The following is a 16039-nucleotide window of genomic DNA, read 5'->3' as shown; positions in this document are numbered from 1 at the left end:
CGCACCTCTGGTGTTCGAACCGAACGGGCCGGTCGGATCGAACGAATTTCCAGCAGCAGCAACAAGGAGGAGCCCGGTGCCGGGATTCGTCGTAGTCAGTCCGCCCTTCCGTTCGCACGCCCAGCCCATGTCGGTGTTCGCCACGGCCCTGAGCAAGGCGGGTGCCCAGGACGTGACGTTCGCCTGTGGCGCGGAGTTCGCCGATCTCGCGCCCGATGTTCCTTTCGCGGACATGAGAACGACGCGCGACTCGAACAGCGGCATCGCCGAGCGGACCGCGCAGGACGCGCGCTCGGCCCGTGACGTCACCGACTTCCTCGAAGCCACGAAAGGAGGTGCGGCGGCGGCACTGCTGGCGCAGACCCGGCGGCGCAGAGCCGATCCGCTGGCCGCGCCGGACCAGGTGCTGCGTTCTCTCCGCGCGCTGCACGACGGGGTGAGGCCGGACTGGTACGTCGTGGACCAGATCGACTACGCCACAACCCTTGCCCTGCACGCACTCGGCCTGCCGTTCGTGTCCTACGTCACCGGGCACCCGACGTACCTGGTCACACGGGACGACCAGTTCTTCGGACTGCCGCAGGCGTGGCCGTCCGCGGTGCACCCGGCACCGGAGGAGCTGGCGGAACTGGCGACGGAGGTGCGGCGCACCGATCGCGCTCTCACCGCCGCGTTCACGAAGTTCCTGCGCGACTTCGCCCCGGCGCGGCCGGTGCCGCCCCGCGCGTTCGCCCTGACCTCCTCCCGCGCCGCGGTGGTGAACTACCCGGAACTGCCGTGGCTGCCGCCGTTGCCGGCACAGCAGGAGCAGATCTTCCTGGGCCACTGCACGGCTCCCGAACCACTCGACGACGCGTGGCTCGATCGCGTGCGCGGACGCCAGGTGGTCCTCGTCGCGCTCGGCACGTTCCTGTCCGCACGGCACGATGTCCTGCGCACGGTCGTCCGCGGAGCGTTGCGAATCCCTGACGTGACCGTGGTGGTCGCAGCAGGAGGCCGTGTGGCCGAACTGGCTGATCTGGCCACGGATCCGCGCGTGGTCCTGGAGTCCGTCGTTCCGCAGCGCGCGCTGCTGCCGCACGTCGCCGCGATGGTGCACCACGGCGGCAACAACTCCTTCACGGAATGCCTCCAGGCGGGGGTTCCCGCGGTGGTCCTGCCGTTCTCCAGCGACCAGTTCTGCATCGCGCACGACGCCGAGCGGACGGGAGCGGGCCTCTGCCTCGATCCCAACACCACCGCACCGGAGGACGTGACGACGGCACTGCGCTCGTTGCTGGAGGAGCCAGAACCGTTCGCGGCGTTGCGGGACTCCGTGCGAGCCGCCGGTCCTGACCGGGGCGCCGCACGGCTGCTGACCGTGCTGGAGCGCGGATGAGACAGGGGTGCGGGCTCATGGCATCACGCGTTCGAGCCGAAGAGCGCGTGCAACCGCTCCAGGGACCGTTCCATCGACGCGAGGTTGCGCCGGGGGACGGGGGAGAGGTCGAAGAACAGCGGAAAGCGGGCGGTCGACCAGTCGAACGTCTCCGTCACCTCCGTGGTGCCGTCGTCGAGCGGGGTGAGCCGCCAGCGCCAGCGGTGACCGTTGAAGTGGCGCCACGCGATCAGCCGGTCCTCCTCGAACTCGACCACGGTGTTCTCGATCCGGTAGGCCAGGCCGATCTTCATGTCCATGCCGAACGCGGACCCGAGCGCCAGCCTCCCGGGCGCACCCGGCCGCGGCGCGCGGACGGAGCCGGACCCGTCGATCAGCGGGTGCTTCGAGGGGTCGGCCAGCAGGTCGAAGATCCGGTCGGCGGTCGCGTGCACGGTCCTGGTGGCGGAGACGCTTCTCTGGGGCACCTTTCCAGCCAAACACCGGCCACCGGACCCTGCATGATGAACGGCGCGGACACACGTCCGCCGGCCGTTTGTTCAGCGCGCTGACCATCTGCATAATGATCAGCGTGCTGAACGATCTGACCTGGCCACGTCGCCTGGCGGCCGCGGCCTGCGTCGGCGTTCCGCTCGTCCTCCTGGTCGCCGGGTGGGGCCCGTTGACCGCGGGGCACCCCGCTCACCTGGTGCTGCTGGGCGTGGCCGCCGTCGGTGGCGTCGCGCTCGCCCTGTGGCGGCGAACGCCGTCGTGGCTGGTCGTGGTGTTCGCGGTCGTCCTGCTCGCGCCGCTGCTGTACCTGCAGCCGTTCCGGGCGACCCAGCCCGGGGACGGCGCGACGGTGCTGCGGCCGGACGGCCCGGCGCGCGCCGGACTGGTCTTCCACCCCGGTGCCAGGGTGGACCACCGCGCCTACCTCCCACTGCTGCGCCGCGTGGCCGAGCAGGGATACCTGGTGGTCGTGGTGAAGGAACCGCTGAACATCGCACTGCTGAGCGGCGACACGGCGGCGCTGCGCGCCGAACACCCCGAGGTGCCGGTCTGGGCGGTCGGCGGGCACTCCCTCGGAGGCGTGGCCGCGGCCCGGGACGTCCTCGCGGACCCGTCGGTGCGGGGCCTGGTGCTGTGGGCGTCCTACCCGGTCGACGACCTGTCGGGCCGCGACGGGCTCGAGGCGTGGTCCATCCACGGCGAGCAGGACGGCTTCACGACACCGCGGGACATCGCCGACTCGCGGAGCCTGCTGCCGGCGGACACGCGGTTCGAACAGGTTCCGGGGGCCGTGCACGCGTTCTTCGGCGACTACGGCGACCAGCCGGGCGACGGCGTGCCGACCGTCTCCAGGGACGAAGCCCAGGACGAGATCGTCGCCCACACCACGGCCGCCCTCGCCGAGACGAGTCGTTCGGTTTCCGCGATTCGTAATAACTGACAGGCCTGGGTTGCGGCACGATCACCGCATGCCCGGAACTCGTGTCACGGCCGTCTCATTAGCCCTGCTCGCCGTCCTGGCCGCGTGCGGAAGCCCGGCGAGCTCGCCCGGTCCCGCGCCGGCCCCACCGGCCACGTCCCCGGTGAGCACCGCGCCGCCGGCCGGCGGCACCTCCGCGGCGGCGGCCGTGCCGGACCAGCTCAAGTTCACCGCCAAGACCGTCGACGGCAAGGACTTCTCCGGGGCGGACCTCGCCGGCAAGCCGGTCGTGCTGTGGTTCTGGGCGCCGTGGTGCCCCAAGTGCCAGCGAGAGGCGCCGGGCATGGCCGCGGCCGCGAAAGAGCACGGCGAGAAGGTCACGTTCCTGGGAGTCGCCGCGCTGGACCAGGTGCCGGCGATGCAGCAGTTCGTGCAGCGGTACGGGCTCCAGTCGTTCCAGCACGTCGCCGACGTGGACAGCGCGGTGTGGAAGCGCTTCGGCGTGACCGCCCAGCCCGCGTACGCGTTCGTCAGCCCCGGCGGCCAGGTGGAGGTCGTGACGAGCCAGCTTTCCGAGCAGGACCTGAAGCAGCGGCTGAGCGCGCTGGCATGACGCAGACGCTGCTGGTGGCCTTGGTGGCCGGCATGGTCGCGACGGTCAACCCGTGCGGGTTCGCGATGCTGCCCGCCTACCTCGCGCTGGTCGTGACCGGCGCGAGCGAGCAGTCCCGTGCGCGGTTGCTGACCAGGGCCGTCGTGTCCAGCGCGATGATGACGCTCGGGTTCGTCACCGTCTTCGGCCTCTTCGGCCTGGCCTTCTCGGTGGTCGCGTCGTCGGTGCAGCGCTACCTGCCGTTCGTGACCGTCCTGATCGGACTCGCGCTCGTCGTCCTGGGTGTGCTGCTGGTGCTGGGCCGGGAGATCACGGTGCTGGTGCCCAAGCCGGCGAGGGGAGCGCCGAACCGGCACGTCGGGTCGATGTTCGGCTACGGCGTGGCGTACGCGATCGCGTCGCTGTCGTGCACCATCGGCCCGTTCCTCGCCGTCGCGGGATCGACGCTGCGCAGCGGCGAGGTGCTGGACGGCGTCACTGCGTTCCTCGCCTACGCGGCGGGCATGGGCCTGGTGGTGACCGTGCTCGCGATCGCCACCGCTCTGGCCAGCGACGTGGTGACGCGGCGGGCCCGCTCGCTGCTGCCGCACGTGTCCCGGCTGGGTGGCGTGCTGCTGGTGCTCGTCGGGGCGTACGTGGCGTACTACGGCGTGTACGAGCTGCGGTTGTTCTTCGGGGACGGCGACGCGGCCGATCCGGTGGTCGACGCCGCCGGACGGCTGCAGGGTTTGTTCGTCGACTGGTTCACCACGATCGGGCCGGTGCCGTTCGTCGTCGTGCTCGCGGTGCTGGTGGCGGGCAGCGTGGTGCTGGTCCGGCGGCGCAGCCGGACCAGGTGAGTCAGCGGCGCCGCACGACCAGACGCCCGAGAAGGCCCACGGCGAACATCACCAGTCCGGCGATCACGGAGGGCAGGGGCAGGGTCGCGACGAGCGTGACGCAGCCCGTGGCGCCGAGCGCGTTGAGTGCGCGGGGCCAGCGCCGTTGGTCGTCCGGCTGGCTCGCGGCGGAGAGGTTCGCGATGAGGTAGTAGACCAGCACGCCGAACGACGAGAAGCCGATCACGGATCGCAGGTCGGTGGTGAACACGAGGACGCTGACGACGACGGCGAGCGCGATCTCGGCGTGGTGGGGCACCTGGTACCGGGGGTGGACGGCGGCCAGCCAGTGGGGCAGGTCGTGGTTGCGGGCCATCGCGAGGGTGGTCCGGCCGACGCCCGCGATGAGCGCGAGGAGCGCGCCGAGGCTGGCCAGCGCCCCGCCGATGCGCACGACCGGGGCCAGGCCGGGTGAACCGGCGGCCGTGACGGCCTCGGTCAGAGGCGCCGCGGCGGCGGCGAGCCGGTCGGGGCCCGCGGCCAGCAGGGCGGCGCCGCCGACGAGGACGTAGACGACCACGGTGATGCCCAGGGCGATCGGGATGGCACGGGGGATGGTGCGCTGCGGGTCGCGGACCTCCTCGCCCATGGTCGCGATGCGGGCGAACCCCGCGAAGGCGAAGAAGAGCAGTCCGGCGGCCTGCAGCGTCCCGTAGATCCCGCCGGTGCCGAGCGCGCCCCAGCCCCCGAGGTTGTCGGTGGTCGCCGCGCCTCCGGTCGCGATGCCGGCCAGGATGGTCGCGAGGGCGATCAGCGTGGCGGTCACGAGGACACGGGTGAGGGCGGCGGTCCTGGTGACACCGCGGTAGTTGAGCGCCGCGAGACCGATCACGCCCGCGACCGCGACGAGCCGTTGCGCCCACCAGGGACCGGGGACGGCGTAGGTGGCGAACGTGAGCGCCATCGCGGCGCAGGACGCGGTCTTGCCGACGACGAAGCCCCAGCCCGCGGTGAACCCCCACCAGTGGCCGAGCTGCTCGCGGCCGTAGACGTAGGTGCCGCCGGACGTCGGGTAGGTCGCGGCGAGCTGCGCGGAGGCGGTGGCGTTGCAGTAGGCGATGACGGACGCGATCACCAGGCCGATCAGCAGCCCGGTGCCGGCGGCCCGCGCGGCGGGGCCGAAGGCGGCGAAGACCCCGGCGCCGATCATCGAGCCGAGGCCGATGACCACCGCGTCCCTCGTGCCCAGCCGGCGTGCCAGCCCTGGTGCGGGTGAAGTCACCGTACGTCCTCACGTTTCCGGGTGTCGTGCGCCGAGGAGATCACCGGCGGGGCTGGAAGAGCTCGACGAAGTTGCCGGCGGGGTCGATCAGCAGGACCTGGCTCCCGCCGGGCCCGGTGACGACGTCGTTGCGGAAGCGGACCCCGGCCTGGCGCAGCCGGGTGATCTCGGCGTCCAGGTCGTCCACGACCAGGTGGATCCGGTTCCAGCCTCCCGCCTCGGGCACCTCGCCGTCCGGCATCGGACGCCCGCCGGAGCTCGCCGGACCGGACAACAACAGCCGCAACGGCCCGCGCACGACGTCGGCGAAGGCCGGAGCGGCCGACGAGCGCAGGGTGAACCCGAGATGGGTGGTGTAGAAGTCGACGGCCGCCTGGACGTCGTCGACCAGGTAACGCACGCTCGCGAGGTCCTCGGTCATGATCGCGTCTCCTGTGAGCGGGGGTGGGCGAGGCTCTGCAGCAGGAACCCGATGCGGGCCGACAGCTCCTCCGCCGCGCGGCGGAAGGCGGGAAGACCGGCCTCGGGCGTGTCCCCGGCCGCGGAGGGATCGGGCATGCTCCAGTGCACGGGACCGGAGGTGCCGGGGAACTCCGGGCACACCTCCCGGACCTTGTCGCACAGGCTGATGACGTGGTCGAAACGCTGCCCGGCGAACTCGTCGAGGTGCTTGGCGCGATGCCCGGACAGGTCGATGCCGTACTCGCGCATGACCGCGAACGCGTTGGGGTGCAGTGGTTTCGGGTGGCTGCCCGCGCTCATGACCTCGACCAGTGGCGCGCGGCGACGCAGGAGCGCCTCGGCCATCTGGGAACGGGCGCTGTTCCCCGTGCACAGGAACAGCACCCTGCCCCGGATCTCGCCTTCCGCGGGCGGTGGCGGCGGCACGAGTTCCAGGGCCGGGTGCAGGCCCTGCCCCGTGCCGGCGAGCAGTTCCGCGCACCGGCCGAGGTCGAGGCGGTAGTAGGTGTCACGGCCATCGGCGGAGCTGCGGCGACCGGTGACCAAGCCCCCGGAGCGCAGCTTGCGCAGGTGGTAGGACACCAGGCTCTGCGGCTGGCCCACGGCGGCGGTCAGATCACCGACCCGCTGGTCGCTGCGGGCCAGCTCACGCAGCAGCTCCCAGCGCAGCTGCTCCCCGGCGAGGCGGAGGAACCGCGGTGCGCCCGGAGTCCGGCGGTCGGTGGCCACGCGCCGAAACTACATCAACCCAAGTTGATTGAATATCCCTGAACTGCATTTCGAGCGGTTCTCAGTGGGCGACCTGCTGCTTCGCCCAGTCGGCGAAGGAGGTCATCGGGATGCCGAAGCGGGCCGCGACCGCCGGGTCGGCGGAGATCTCGCTGGTGTTCATGCCCGCCTGGTTGGCGAGGAGCTGGGGCAGCATCCCGCGGGCCTCGCCCTGCTCGACGGTGACGTGCTCCACGTGCGCGGGCGTGCCGGCGGCGGTCAGCGCGGCGGCCATCTGCCGCAACGACAACAGCTCGCCGGCGAGTTCGATCGCGTGGCCGTGGAAGCGGGCGGGGTCGGCGAAGGCGGCCGCCGCGGCGGTGCCGATGTCGTCGGGGGTGAAGACCGCCAGGGGCTTGTCCGGGTCGAGAGCGGTCACGATCGCCTCGCCCGTCATGTTCTCGAACCAGATCGACGGCCGGCGCAGGTTCGACGCGAAGAACGCGGGCCGCAGCTCTGTCCACGCGTCGAACCCGCTGTCCGGCAACGCCTGTCCGACGGCCGCCTTGCTCCGCCAGTAGTGCGGGTCACCCCGGTGCGCGGCTTCCCCCAGCGCGTCGGCCCGCAGGTAGTCGCCGAGCCCGGACACGGAGGAGTGCACGAACTGCGGTACCCCGGCCCGGCGCGCGGTGGCGACCAGGTTGAGCCCCATCACCCGCTCGGCGTTCGACCCCAGGTCCGCGAGACTCGGGGTCTGCACCGAGAACACCGCCCTTGCGCCCCGCAGCGCGGCCACCAGCGAGCCCGGATCGGTCAGGTCGCCGGGCGCGAGCTCGGCCCCCGCCTCGGCGAGAGCCCTGGCCGCGGCCGCCTCGGGCTGCCGGACGAGCGCCCGCACCGGCACCCCGTCCGCCAGGAGTCGCCGTGCCACGAATCCGCCCTGTTGCCCGGTCGCACCCGTCACGACCACCACGTCCGTCATCACTGCCTCCGCTTCAAAATGGGGTGTGCCCCCACTTGCGGCTGCTAACATATGGGGCCTGACCCCAGTTAGCAAGTGGGAGCGGTGGATGAAGACCTTGCGGGCCGACGCCCAGCGCAGTCGTGAACGGATCGTTCAGGCGGCGGAGACCGCGTTCCGGCAGCACGGCGTGGACGCCTCCCTGGAGGCGATCGCGAAGGACGCGGGGGTGGGCTCGGCCACCCTGCACCGCCACTTCCGCTCGCGCCGCGAACTCGTGGAAGCGGTGTTCGAGGGCAGCACGAACGCGGTCGCCGCCGAGGCCGCCCGCCTGGCCGCCGAGCAGCCCCCGGGGCCGGCGCTCTTCCACTGGCTGCAGGCGGTCCTGCGCTACACGTTGACCAATCGGGGCCTCGCCACCACCCTCGTGCCGCTGCCGGACGAGAACCACGAGGGCTCCTGCGGCCACGACGCCCTGGGCGCCGCGGCCGAGCCCTTGCTGGCGGCGGCCAAGGCGGCGGGGCAGGTGCGCGCGGACGTCACCGCCGCGGACGTGCTGGCCCTGGTGAACGCCATCTCCCTGCTGGCCGACAGAGATCCCGGCGCGGACGCCGAACGCCTGCTGGGCCTGGCGATCACCGGCATCGCCCCGAGTGCGTGCACTGGGCATTAGTCCCGCTGGGACAGGATTCCAGCCCGCTGCGGAAGTGTAGATGCGGGACCTGAGCGCTCTACCATTTGTGACAGCAGGTCCAACAGTGCGGCCGCTGTCCAAGCTCGTCCTTGGTCGAGGTGTGCCGTGGATGCAGAAGGCGTTGGCCGTGTCGGGGCGTTCGACGTGCGGCGGGTCGACGAGACGATCGAACGGTTGCGGGCCGCGGACTACCGGTTCGGTGGCGGAGCCTGCTGCGAGGCGGTGCTGGCCGAGCTGCGCACCGCTCATCGCATGTTCGCGGCCGGCGCGACGGACTCGGTGCGGACGCGTCTGTGCGGCGCCGTGGCGGATCTGCACAACCTCGCCGGGTGACCTGTTTCGACATCGGGCAGACGCAGGCCGCCCTGGCCCACTTCACCCAGGCGCTCGAGCTGGCGTCGTCCACCGGCGCCCGCGATCTGACCGCGAAAATCCACTACCGGATCGGCAGGGTTCGCCTGCGCCACAACGACTCCGCCCAGGCCCTGTCCGACTTCCAGCGGGGGAGCAGGTCGCGCGCGGCAGTCGCGCGACGCTGGCGACCTCGCTCCTGCTGGCCAACCAGGCCTGGGCACACGCCACGCCGGGCCAGGCCGGCGACGCGCTGCGGTTGCCGGGCCAGGCCGTGGACGCGTTCGAGCGGGCCGCACCGGCCGCGGTGCCGTGCTGGCTCGCCTTCTACGACCAGATCGACCTGTCCGGGCTCACCGGTGTCATCTGCACCGAGCTGGCCCAGCGGCCGACGCCAGCTACACGTCCTTCGCCGTCCCGCAGCTCACCGCCGCGGTTTCGGGCTGCGGAGAGGCCATGACGCGCAGCCGGGCCCTGAGCCTGACCGCGCTGGCGATCAACCACTTCATCGACGGGGACGCCGAGCGATGCAGCTCCTGCGCAACGAGGCGCACCGGCACCACCACCACAACACGGACGTGCGGGGCCTGATCGACCGGATGGACTCGCTGGCGGGCCAGTAGCCGGGCGGACCGCCTGAGCGATCACGGCCTCGGATCGGAGTCGCCAGGCGGCGTCGTGTCCGCACGAGATCGGGCCCGCCGCGGCACCAGGGCCGCGGCGGGCGAGGCCGGACTCAACTCGGGTTGCACGGGAAGCACACGATCAGGACAGGGCCGGCTCGCAGCACCGCGTGCTGCCGTGGCGATCGCCTTGATCGCGTCGCGAGACGCCGGCCGGTCGTCCGCGCGGAGGCGGGAACCGGCGGAGCGAGAGGCGAACAGCCACAGCGGACGAGTCGTACCTTGCCCGCTATCACCTCCTGCGTCGCGTTCGTGGTCCACCGTTCACCCCTGGCGCGGAGGAGAACGCTCCCGCGCGCCGACTCTGCGTGATGTCCGGCTGAGGTCGCCGGACAGCCGGACGGAGGACCTCACCGCCGGCACCGGGGGTCCCGGGCGGCGAGCAGGCCGAGGGTGGTGCCGACGGGGCGGCCGGGCGCACGGATCGCCGAAGTTGGAAGCGACGATCGCGTCGAACTCCGCCCGCACCCAGTCGAGGTCGGCGGCGACAACGTCCGCGAACACACTTCTGTCCGTGCGGAATGTCGTTCCACCGCAAGGGTGGAGGTGCGGAACACCGCTTTCGCTGACCATCTCGATCACTCCCAGGCAACTGTCACCAGGTCACTGACCGACACTTTTCTTATAGTACGTACCGGAAAACGTGTCAAGCGGTTCGTCGCCGCACATCACCCGACTGGCTCACATGGACGCTTTTCGTCCCAGGTGGACGGAGAGCGCGCCGAGGCAGGTTCGGCGTACATCCCTTGCAGGACACCATCAGCGTCGTCAGGACGAGTCGCCCCGGACCACGGGCAGACCGGCGGCGGTCGCCGCGACGAAGCGTTGCAGAGTCGGCCGGAAGGGCGGGAACACCGCCGCGATCCCGGGTTCGCGGGCGTAGAGCTCGGCCAGCGCCGGCGGTGGCTGGGACAGGGGGTGGAGCCTGCCGACGAACGCCCCCGCGGCGAACACCACGGAGGAGCCGTCCCTGCCGGTCAGCTCCGGGCACGCGGCCATGATCTGCTCGCCGACCCGCGCGTACATGTCGATCGCCCACAGCTTGTAGGTGTGCAGCACCTCGAGGGAGACGTTGTGCTCCAGCATGGTCTCCGCGTGGCCGATGAGGTCGCAGTACAGCGGCCGCTCGGCGAAGGAGTCCGCCAGCGCGGAGGCCATCTGCTCGATGCCGGAGGCGCTCTTCAGCCGGTCGAGCACCGCCTCGGCCCAGTCCGTGCCGTCGCGCATGGTGAGCTGCAGGTAGATCTCTTCGCGGGTGCCGAAGTAGCGCAGGACGTTGGACTTCACCAGGCCGACGGCGGCCGCGATGTCACCCAGGCTCACCTGGGCCACGCCCTTGCCGAGGGCGAGGCCGCGGGCAGCCGCGAGGATCGTCTCCCGCCGCTGCTCCTTCTGGTCCGGGCGCCGTGCCCGCCGGAACGACGCTTCCATGACGCTGCGCACTCTACCAGGCGTTCTTGTTAAAAGTACGGTGTTCCTTTATTGTCCGGCTGGTCAGCACGACACCCTGCGCGGCCGGAGGCCACGACCGATGACCCAGCACGAGCGCTCCCTGTCCGCGACGGTCGACGGCTTCGTCGACGCCTTCAACGTCAACGACCTCGACCGCGTCATGGCCTGCTTCGCGGACGACGCCGAGTACGAGCCCGGCGACGGCGCGAAGCATCGGGGCAAGGCCGCCATCCGCGCGGAGTTCGCGCCCCAGTTCGCCGGCAGGTACGGCGCGATGCGCTTCGACGTGCACGACAAGCTCGTCGACGAGCCCGGGCGCCGCGCGGCGATCCGCTGGGCGTGCCGGATCGACGTTTCCGGGAGGCACGGCCGCGGCGTCTTCCCCCTGCTGCGGTTGCTCGGGCTGCTGCGGTACGGCCCGCGCATGGTCTGGCAGGGGATGGACGTCTTCCACTTCGACGCCGAGGGCCTGATCACCGGCAAGTACTCCTACGCGAACTTCAAGATCCCGCCGATGAAGCGCGACCGCGGGGCGCCGTGGAGCACTCCGTCGCGCGACTCCGTTGCGGGCGAAGCGGAACAGGCGCTCAAGCGGCCGTGAGCACCTGTACCGCCACTTCTCGTCAGTAGCTGAAGGTGGTGGCGGGCTCGTCGCCGATCCACTTCCACAGCGGGATGGTGCCGTTGACCTCCGCGCCGGGGATGAGGGCGCCGGCGTCGAGCTGCTTGGCGTTGAAGCAGAGCGGGCAGACGTAGTAGCGCCCACCGGCTGCCTCGTAGCGCTGGAAGAGGTCTCTCAGCGGCGGGCAGCCGTCGCACGCGACGCCCGCCGCGGTGCCGGTCAGTGCGAGGCGCACCGCCTCCTTGGACAGGAACATCATCGTCTCGCGTCCGGTCTCGGCGGCGCCGATCGCGACGAGGAACGCGACGGTCACCTTCTCCGCGTCCTCGAGCCCCGTCGAAAGACTGATGACTGCTTTGTTCGACATGACCTGCTCCTTTTCGTCGGTGACACGACGCTAGGAGCGGGCGGGGCCCGTGTCGTCGGGCGTTCTCCCTACAGATCGAGCGGGTCGAGCAGCCCGTTGCGCAGCGCGAACAACGTCGCGGTGGAGCGTGACGACGCCCCGGTCTTGGTGTAGATCCGCTCGATGTGCGTCCCCGCCGTCTTGCGGGAGATGCCGAGCCGGTCGGCGACCTCACCGGTCTGCGCGCCGCGCGAGATCAGGATCAGCACCTCGACCTCGCGCGGCGTGAGGCCCGCCGGACCCGACACCCGCCGCCGGGCGCCGTTGCCCGCGGCGGCGAGGACCGTCTCGGCCGCGTCGCCGTCGAGAGCGCCGGTCCGAATCGCGTCCCGCACCACGCCGACGGCCTGCTTGCCGGTCAACGCCGGCCTGTGCGCCCTCGGTTCGAGCATCGCCCGGTACGCGCACGCCGCGGCCAGCAGGCGCCCGGTCATCGGCACCGCCGCACCGGACAGGCCGCGGTGGTAGCCGTTGCCGTCCATGCGCTCGTGGGCCGTCGCCGCGATCGCGCCCAGCCTCGCCAGTGCCGCCGGACGGGCGAGGACGCGCTCGGTGTAGTACGAGCTGAGCCGCACTCGCTCCCAGTCGGTGGCCGACAGCGGTCCAGGCTGGTCCAGGATCGTCGCCGGCACGCCGTGCAGCCCGATGTCGTGCAGCAGGCCCGCGCGGCGGGTGGCGATGACGTCGGTGGCGGGGAGCCCCATCGACCGGGCCGCCGCGCCGGCGAGGTCCGCGACGCCGCGGGAGTGCCCGGCGCGCGAGGCGCAGCGCAGGTCGGTGAAGTCGGCCAGCGCCTCCAGCGCCGTGTCCAGCTCGCCCTCCGTCAGCGGGCGCCGCAGCCGCGGATCCGCCGCGAGCACGTCGACCCCGGTACCGACGTCGGAGAGCACCTCGTGGGCGTGGGCAACGAACGCGTCGACCACGTCAGGCGCGAACTGGTGGCCGCGTCGCGCCCTGGCGACCTCGAGCGCGCCGTCGACGCCACCGGTCCGATGCCGGACCTCGACGACGTCGGCCAGGTGCAGCAGGCGGACGATCGGCGCGATGTCCGGGCCGCCCACCCCCTGCGGCACCCCTCGCCCGTCCCAGCGGGTGAAGAACTGCCGCAGCGCCGTCACCACGTCCGGGCCGAGCCCGAGCCGCTCCGCGAGCGTCGAGGTCGTCGTGCAGTGCGACTGCATGCCCTGCACGACGTTCTGGCCGCCGGTCGTCAGGATCGTCGTCGCCACCCGGAGCCGGTGCCACATCGGCCTGCCGCGACCGGCGCGGCGCAGGAAGAAGCCGAACCCCTCCAGCCCGGCGAGGTCGGCTCCGTAGCTGTCCGCACGGAAGGCGATGTCGTCGCCGAACGACGCGGACACCTCCGGGGAGTCCGCCACGCAGCCGACCCAGGCGAGCATCGAGACGTAGAACAGCGACCGGCGCTGGTCCTCCGGCAGGCCCATGCGTTCGGCGAGCCGCTCCGCGATCCGCCACGACCGGAGGACGTGCTCCATCGGCTGACCCAGCCCGAGGTCCGTCGCCAGCGAGAACGCCGCCAGCAGTTCGCCCAGGTGGATCCCGGCGTCACGATCAGCATCCTCCACCGGCGCAGAGTAGCTTCGCGACGGCGGTTCGACCGTGCGGAGCGAACACCGCGCACGCGCAGGTCACCACTGACTGACGAGCGACGCGGCGGCGAGTCCCAGGAACACGGCCGGGTACACGATGTTGCGCAGCACTCCCTGCTGCACGTGCAGCGCCACCGCCCCGACGAAGAACAACGTCAGCCCGCCCGCCGCGGCGACACCGAGGTGAGGCACCCCGGCGAGCCCGGCGGCCAGGCCCAGGGCGCCGGCGGCCTTGAGCACGCCGAGCGGCAGGATCCACCGGGGCGACATGCCGAGCTTCTTCGCGTTGTCGCGCACGAACTCGGCGCCGGCGAAGTCCGCGGTGGCCGCACCCGCGTTGAGTGCGATGGTGACCAGTTCGACGATCATGTTCCCACTGTCGGCGTGGAAAGCCGTGCCGGGCCAATACCCGCCGCCATAACCTTGCGGCATGGACGTGGACACGAGGCTGCTGCGCTACTTCGCCGCCATCGCCCAGGAGGGCAACCTCACGCGCGCGGCGCAACGCCTTTTCGTGTCGCAACCAGCGCTGACCAAGCAGCTCAAGCACCTGGAGTCGCAGCTGGGCGTGCGGCTCTTCACGAGGTCCAGCACGGGCATGACGCTGACCGACGCGGGTCGAGCGCTCGACGCCCGCGTGCCGCCGCTGCTCGCGGCCTGGGACGAGGCGGTGGCCGAGACGAGGACGGCCGCCCTGGTGCTGCGCGTCGGGTTCCTGTCCAGCGCGGCGAACGAGGCGACCCAGGACATCGTCGCGGCCTTCCGCGAGCGGCGGCGGGGCTGGCGGGTCGCCATGCGGCAGTCGCCGTGGTCGGATCCGACCGCCGGGCTCGCCGCCGCGGAGGTGCCGGTCGCGTTGCTGCGCCTGCCGTTCCCCGGACAGGAGTCGTTCGGCGTGCGGTCGTTGTTCCGCGAACCTCGTTGTGTGGCCTTGTCTTCCGCGCATCCGCTGGCGGGACGCGCCGAGATCGCCTTCGCCGAGCTGGTCGACGAGCCGGTCGTCGCCGCGCCGGGAGGCCACGGGGTCTGGCGCGACCACTGGCTCGCGATGTCCGAAAGGGATGGTCGGGAGGTGCGCGTCGGTGCCGTGACGGAGCAACCCGACGAGTTCCTGAACGCCATCGCCCACGGGTACGGCATCGCTCTGGTCCCGGCGTCCACCGCCCGCTTCTACGCGCGGCCCGGTGTGGTGTACCGACCGGTAACCGGCGTCGGCCCCAGCGAAGTGGGCGTGGCGTGGCAACCGGACGCGGACGAGGCCGTCGCGGACTTCGTCCGGTGCTGCCTCGCGCTCACCCGGAGCGGCCCTCAGGAGTGACCGTTGAGCAGGTTCGCACGTCAGAGAGTCGTACCGGCGAGTAGGGGACTCCTGGTGGCGACGGGATGCACTGTGGACAGCCGAACCTGAGTGGTTTTCACGTCGGCATTCCTTGTGCGCCAACGGATTCGCTACCGGCGAGTAACCACCGGCCCCCACGTGACGAAACGCACCGGGCGTGTCCTCGCCCCGTCCGGCTCGGGTACTTTCGGGCTCAGTTCATCCACATGCTGAGAAGAGACGACCCGTTGACCGAGCACGCCGAGCGCCCGATTCCCGTCCTGGAAGCCGTAGCGGGCTGCGTGCCGCCCAGGGTGGTCTCGAACGACGACCTGCCGCAGCACTGGGACACCAACGACACCTGGGTGCGCAGGCGGACCGGGATCGGCACCCGGCACTGGGCCGAGGAGGGCACGTCCACCGGTGACCTCGCGCTGGCCGCGGCCGAAGCCGTGCTGGCCAAGTGCGCGACCAGGTCGGTGGACCTGGTGCTCGTGACGACGTCCACGCCCGACCACCCGATCCCGGCGATGGCACCCGCGCTGGCCGCGAAGCTGGGCCTGGCCGGAGTGGCGGCGTTCGACGTCTCCGCGGTGTGCACGGGTTTCGTGTACGGGCTGGCCACGGCGAGCGGGATGATCGCGTCGGGAATCGCCGAGCGCGTGCTGCTGGTCGCGGCCGACGTCTACTCGACGTTGATCGGCCCGGACGACCGCAGCGCCGGTGTGGTGTTCGGCGACGGAGCCGGCGCGGTGGTCCTGCGCGCGGGCGAGCGTGGCGAGCCGGGCGAGATCCTCGGCTTCGACCTGGGCAGCGACGGCACGGAACACGACCTCATCACCGTGCCGGCCGGCGGCGCGCGCGACCGGGCGGAGCCGGGCCGGTACGGAGAGCCGGACCGGCACTTCCGGATGAGCGGGCGCGAGGTCTACCAGCACGCCATCACCCGGATGACCGAATCGTCGCTGGCCGTCCTGAAGAGCGCGGGGTGGACGACGGCGGACGTCGACCGCCTCGTCGCGCACCAGGCCAACGCCCGGATCCTCTCGCTGGTCGGCAGCCGTCTGTCCATTCCGGACGAGAAGATCGTCGGCAACATCGAAAGGGTCGGCAACACCGGGGCCGCGTCCATCCCGCTCGCACTCGCGGACGCGGTGGCACGCCAGGAGATCCACGCCGGCGAACGGGTGCTGCTGACGGCGTTCGGCGGCGGTCTCACCTGGGGCTCCGCCGTGCTGGTGTGGCCGGAGACCGACAAGGGCGCCTGACC

18 protein-coding genes are annotated in these 16039 nt (G+C 71.8%); 9 read left to right on the top strand and 9 right to left on the bottom strand.

Annotated elements, in window-relative coordinates:
• Positions 1 to 127: 127 nt before the first annotated feature.
• A complete protein-coding gene (locus ORI60_RS00840; RefSeq protein ID WP_266032760.1) occupies positions 128 to 1378 on the top strand; it encodes a glycosyltransferase in 1251 nt (416 codons plus the stop codon).
• A gap of 23 nt (positions 1379 to 1401) precedes the next feature.
• Here the strand turns inward: ORI60_RS00840 and ORI60_RS00835 are convergent, their stop codons facing one another.
• Positions 1402 to 1845, bottom strand: coding sequence for an SRPBCC family protein (locus tag ORI60_RS00835; RefSeq protein WP_266032758.1), 444 nt, complete (start codon positions 1843 to 1845; stop codon positions 1402 to 1404).
• Positions 1846 to 1949: 104 nt separating this feature from the next.
• Here ORI60_RS00835 and ORI60_RS00830 point away from each other — a divergent pair, with 104 nt between their 5' ends.
• Genes ORI60_RS00830 through ORI60_RS00820 form a run of 3 tightly spaced genes read left to right on the top strand, consistent with a single transcriptional unit; the run spans position 1950 to position 4241 of the window.
• Positions 1950 to 2810, top strand: coding sequence for an alpha/beta hydrolase (locus tag ORI60_RS00830; protein ID WP_266032755.1), 861 nt, complete (start codon positions 1950 to 1952; stop codon positions 2808 to 2810).
• A 28-nt stretch (positions 2811 to 2838) separates the two neighbouring features.
• Positions 2839 to 3402, top strand: coding sequence for a redoxin domain-containing protein (locus ORI60_RS00825; protein WP_266032752.1), 564 nt, complete (start codon positions 2839 to 2841; stop codon positions 3400 to 3402).
• A complete protein-coding gene (locus ORI60_RS00820) occupies positions 3399 to 4241 on the top strand; it encodes a cytochrome c biogenesis CcdA family protein (protein WP_266032749.1) in 843 nt (280 codons plus the stop codon). Before ORI60_RS00825 ends, ORI60_RS00820 begins: the two co-directional genes overlap by 4 nt.
• A gap of 1 nt (position 4242) precedes the next feature.
• On the opposite strand, the gene ORI60_RS00815 is transcribed toward ORI60_RS00820, so the two are convergent.
• From ORI60_RS00815 to ORI60_RS00800, 4 genes are all read right to left on the bottom strand, one after another.
• On the bottom strand, positions 4243 to 5502 hold the full coding sequence (locus tag ORI60_RS00815; protein ID WP_266032746.1) for an APC family permease: 1260 nt from the start codon (positions 5500 to 5502) through the stop codon (positions 4243 to 4245).
• A 40-nt stretch (positions 5503 to 5542) separates the two neighbouring features.
• Positions 5543 to 5923, bottom strand: coding sequence for a VOC family protein (locus ORI60_RS00810; protein WP_266032743.1), 381 nt, complete (start codon positions 5921 to 5923; stop codon positions 5543 to 5545).
• A complete protein-coding gene (locus tag ORI60_RS00805) occupies positions 5920 to 6693 on the bottom strand; it encodes an ArsR family transcriptional regulator (protein ID WP_266032741.1) in 774 nt (257 codons plus the stop codon). The genes ORI60_RS00810 and ORI60_RS00805 overlap by 4 nt, the downstream gene beginning before the upstream one ends.
• A gap of 61 nt (positions 6694 to 6754) precedes the next feature.
• Positions 6755 to 7654: an NmrA family NAD(P)-binding protein gene (locus tag ORI60_RS00800; RefSeq protein ID WP_266032737.1), complete on the bottom strand. Its 900-nt coding sequence runs from the start codon at positions 7652 to 7654 to the stop codon at positions 6755 to 6757.
• 88 nt (positions 7655 to 7742) lie between these two features.
• Between ORI60_RS00800 and ORI60_RS00795 the strand changes: the two genes are divergently transcribed.
• Both ORI60_RS00795 and ORI60_RS00790 read left to right on the top strand, forming a co-directional pair.
• Positions 7743 to 8306 carry a TetR/AcrR family transcriptional regulator gene (locus tag ORI60_RS00795; protein ID WP_266032735.1) on the top strand — a complete coding sequence of 188 codons (564 nt, stop codon included), beginning with the start codon at positions 7743 to 7745 and terminating at the stop codon, positions 8304 to 8306.
• A 126-nt stretch (positions 8307 to 8432) separates the two neighbouring features.
• The gene (locus tag ORI60_RS00790; RefSeq protein WP_266032733.1) at positions 8433 to 8660 is read left to right on the top strand and encodes a hypothetical protein; all 228 of its coding nucleotides are present in this window, start codon (positions 8433 to 8435) and stop codon (positions 8658 to 8660) included.
• Positions 8661 to 10129: 1469 nt separating this feature from the next.
• Here the strand turns inward: ORI60_RS00790 and ORI60_RS00785 are convergent.
• Positions 10130 to 10792 (bottom strand): TetR/AcrR family transcriptional regulator, encoded by a 663-nt coding sequence (locus tag ORI60_RS00785; RefSeq protein WP_266032730.1) that lies wholly within the window; start codon positions 10790 to 10792, stop codon positions 10130 to 10132.
• Between the two features lie 100 nt (positions 10793 to 10892).
• On the opposite strand from ORI60_RS00785, the gene ORI60_RS00780 reads away from it, so the two are divergent.
• Positions 10893 to 11414, top strand: a complete 522-nt coding sequence (locus tag ORI60_RS00780) for a YybH family protein (protein ID WP_266032728.1) — start codon at positions 10893 to 10895, stop codon at positions 11412 to 11414.
• Positions 11415 to 11436: 22 nt separating this feature from the next.
• Here ORI60_RS00780 and ORI60_RS00775 read toward each other — a convergent pair whose 3' ends face one another.
• The 3 genes from ORI60_RS00775 to ORI60_RS00765 form a co-directional block, all read right to left on the bottom strand.
• Positions 11437 to 11802, bottom strand: coding sequence for a DsrE family protein (locus ORI60_RS00775; RefSeq protein ID WP_266032725.1), 366 nt, complete (start codon positions 11800 to 11802; stop codon positions 11437 to 11439).
• A 68-nt stretch (positions 11803 to 11870) separates the two neighbouring features.
• Entirely contained in the window at positions 11871 to 13427 is a 1557-nt protein-coding gene (locus ORI60_RS00770; protein ID WP_266032721.1) for an HD domain-containing phosphohydrolase, read from the bottom strand.
• Between the two features lie 63 nt (positions 13428 to 13490).
• The gene (locus tag ORI60_RS00765) at positions 13491 to 13820 is read right to left on the bottom strand and encodes a DoxX family protein (RefSeq protein ID WP_266032718.1); all 330 of its coding nucleotides are present in this window, start codon (positions 13818 to 13820) and stop codon (positions 13491 to 13493) included.
• Positions 13821 to 13881: 61 nt separating this feature from the next.
• Between ORI60_RS00765 and ORI60_RS00760 the strand changes: the two genes are divergently transcribed.
• Both ORI60_RS00760 and ORI60_RS00755 read left to right on the top strand, forming a co-directional pair.
• On the top strand, positions 13882 to 14769 hold the full coding sequence (locus ORI60_RS00760) for a LysR family transcriptional regulator (protein WP_266032715.1): 888 nt from the start codon (positions 13882 to 13884) through the stop codon (positions 14767 to 14769).
• Positions 14770 to 14996: 227 nt separating this feature from the next.
• On the top strand, positions 14997 to 16037 hold the full coding sequence (locus ORI60_RS00755; protein ID WP_266032712.1) for a beta-ketoacyl-ACP synthase III: 1041 nt from the start codon (positions 14997 to 14999) through the stop codon (positions 16035 to 16037).
• Positions 16038 to 16039 lie beyond the last annotated feature (2 nt).

The sequence above is a fragment of the Lentzea sp. NEAU-D7 genome (genome assembly GCF_026242055.1).
GTDB lineage: Bacteria > Actinomycetota > Actinomycetes > Mycobacteriales > Pseudonocardiaceae > Lentzea.
This window is presented reverse-complemented; position numbering and strand designations above follow the sequence as displayed.

Excerpts from the sequence above, each read along its gene's own strand:
- ORI60_RS00825 (WP_266032752.1), top strand. The coding sequence starts at position 2,839 with ATGCCCGGAACTCGTGTCACGGCCGTCTCATTAGCCCTGCTCGCCGTC.
- ORI60_RS00800 (WP_266032737.1), bottom strand. The coding sequence starts at position 7,654 with ATGACGGACGTGGTGGTCGTGACGGGTGCGACCGGGCAACAGGGCGGA.
- ORI60_RS00810 (WP_266032743.1), bottom strand. The coding sequence starts at position 5,923 with ATGACCGAGGACCTCGCGAGCGTGCGTTACCTGGTCGACGACGTCCAG.
- ORI60_RS00820 (WP_266032749.1), top strand. The coding sequence starts at position 3,399 with ATGACGCAGACGCTGCTGGTGGCCTTGGTGGCCGGCATGGTCGCGACG.
- ORI60_RS00785 (WP_266032730.1), bottom strand. The coding sequence starts at position 10,792 with ATGGAAGCGTCGTTCCGGCGGGCACGGCGCCCGGACCAGAAGGAGCAG.
- ORI60_RS00775 (WP_266032725.1), bottom strand. The coding sequence starts at position 11,802 with ATGTCGAACAAAGCAGTCATCAGTCTTTCGACGGGGCTCGAGGACGCG.
- ORI60_RS00755 (WP_266032712.1), top strand. The coding sequence starts at position 14,997 with ATGCTGAGAAGAGACGACCCGTTGACCGAGCACGCCGAGCGCCCGATT.
- ORI60_RS00760 (WP_266032715.1), top strand. The coding sequence starts at position 13,882 with ATGGACGTGGACACGAGGCTGCTGCGCTACTTCGCCGCCATCGCCCAG.
- ORI60_RS00765 (WP_266032718.1), bottom strand. The coding sequence starts at position 13,820 with ATGATCGTCGAACTGGTCACCATCGCACTCAACGCGGGTGCGGCCACC.
- ORI60_RS00780 (WP_266032728.1), top strand. The coding sequence starts at position 10,893 with ATGACCCAGCACGAGCGCTCCCTGTCCGCGACGGTCGACGGCTTCGTC.
- ORI60_RS00840 (WP_266032760.1), top strand. The coding sequence starts at position 128 with ATGTCGGTGTTCGCCACGGCCCTGAGCAAGGCGGGTGCCCAGGACGTG.
- ORI60_RS00795 (WP_266032735.1), top strand. The coding sequence starts at position 7,743 with ATGAAGACCTTGCGGGCCGACGCCCAGCGCAGTCGTGAACGGATCGTT.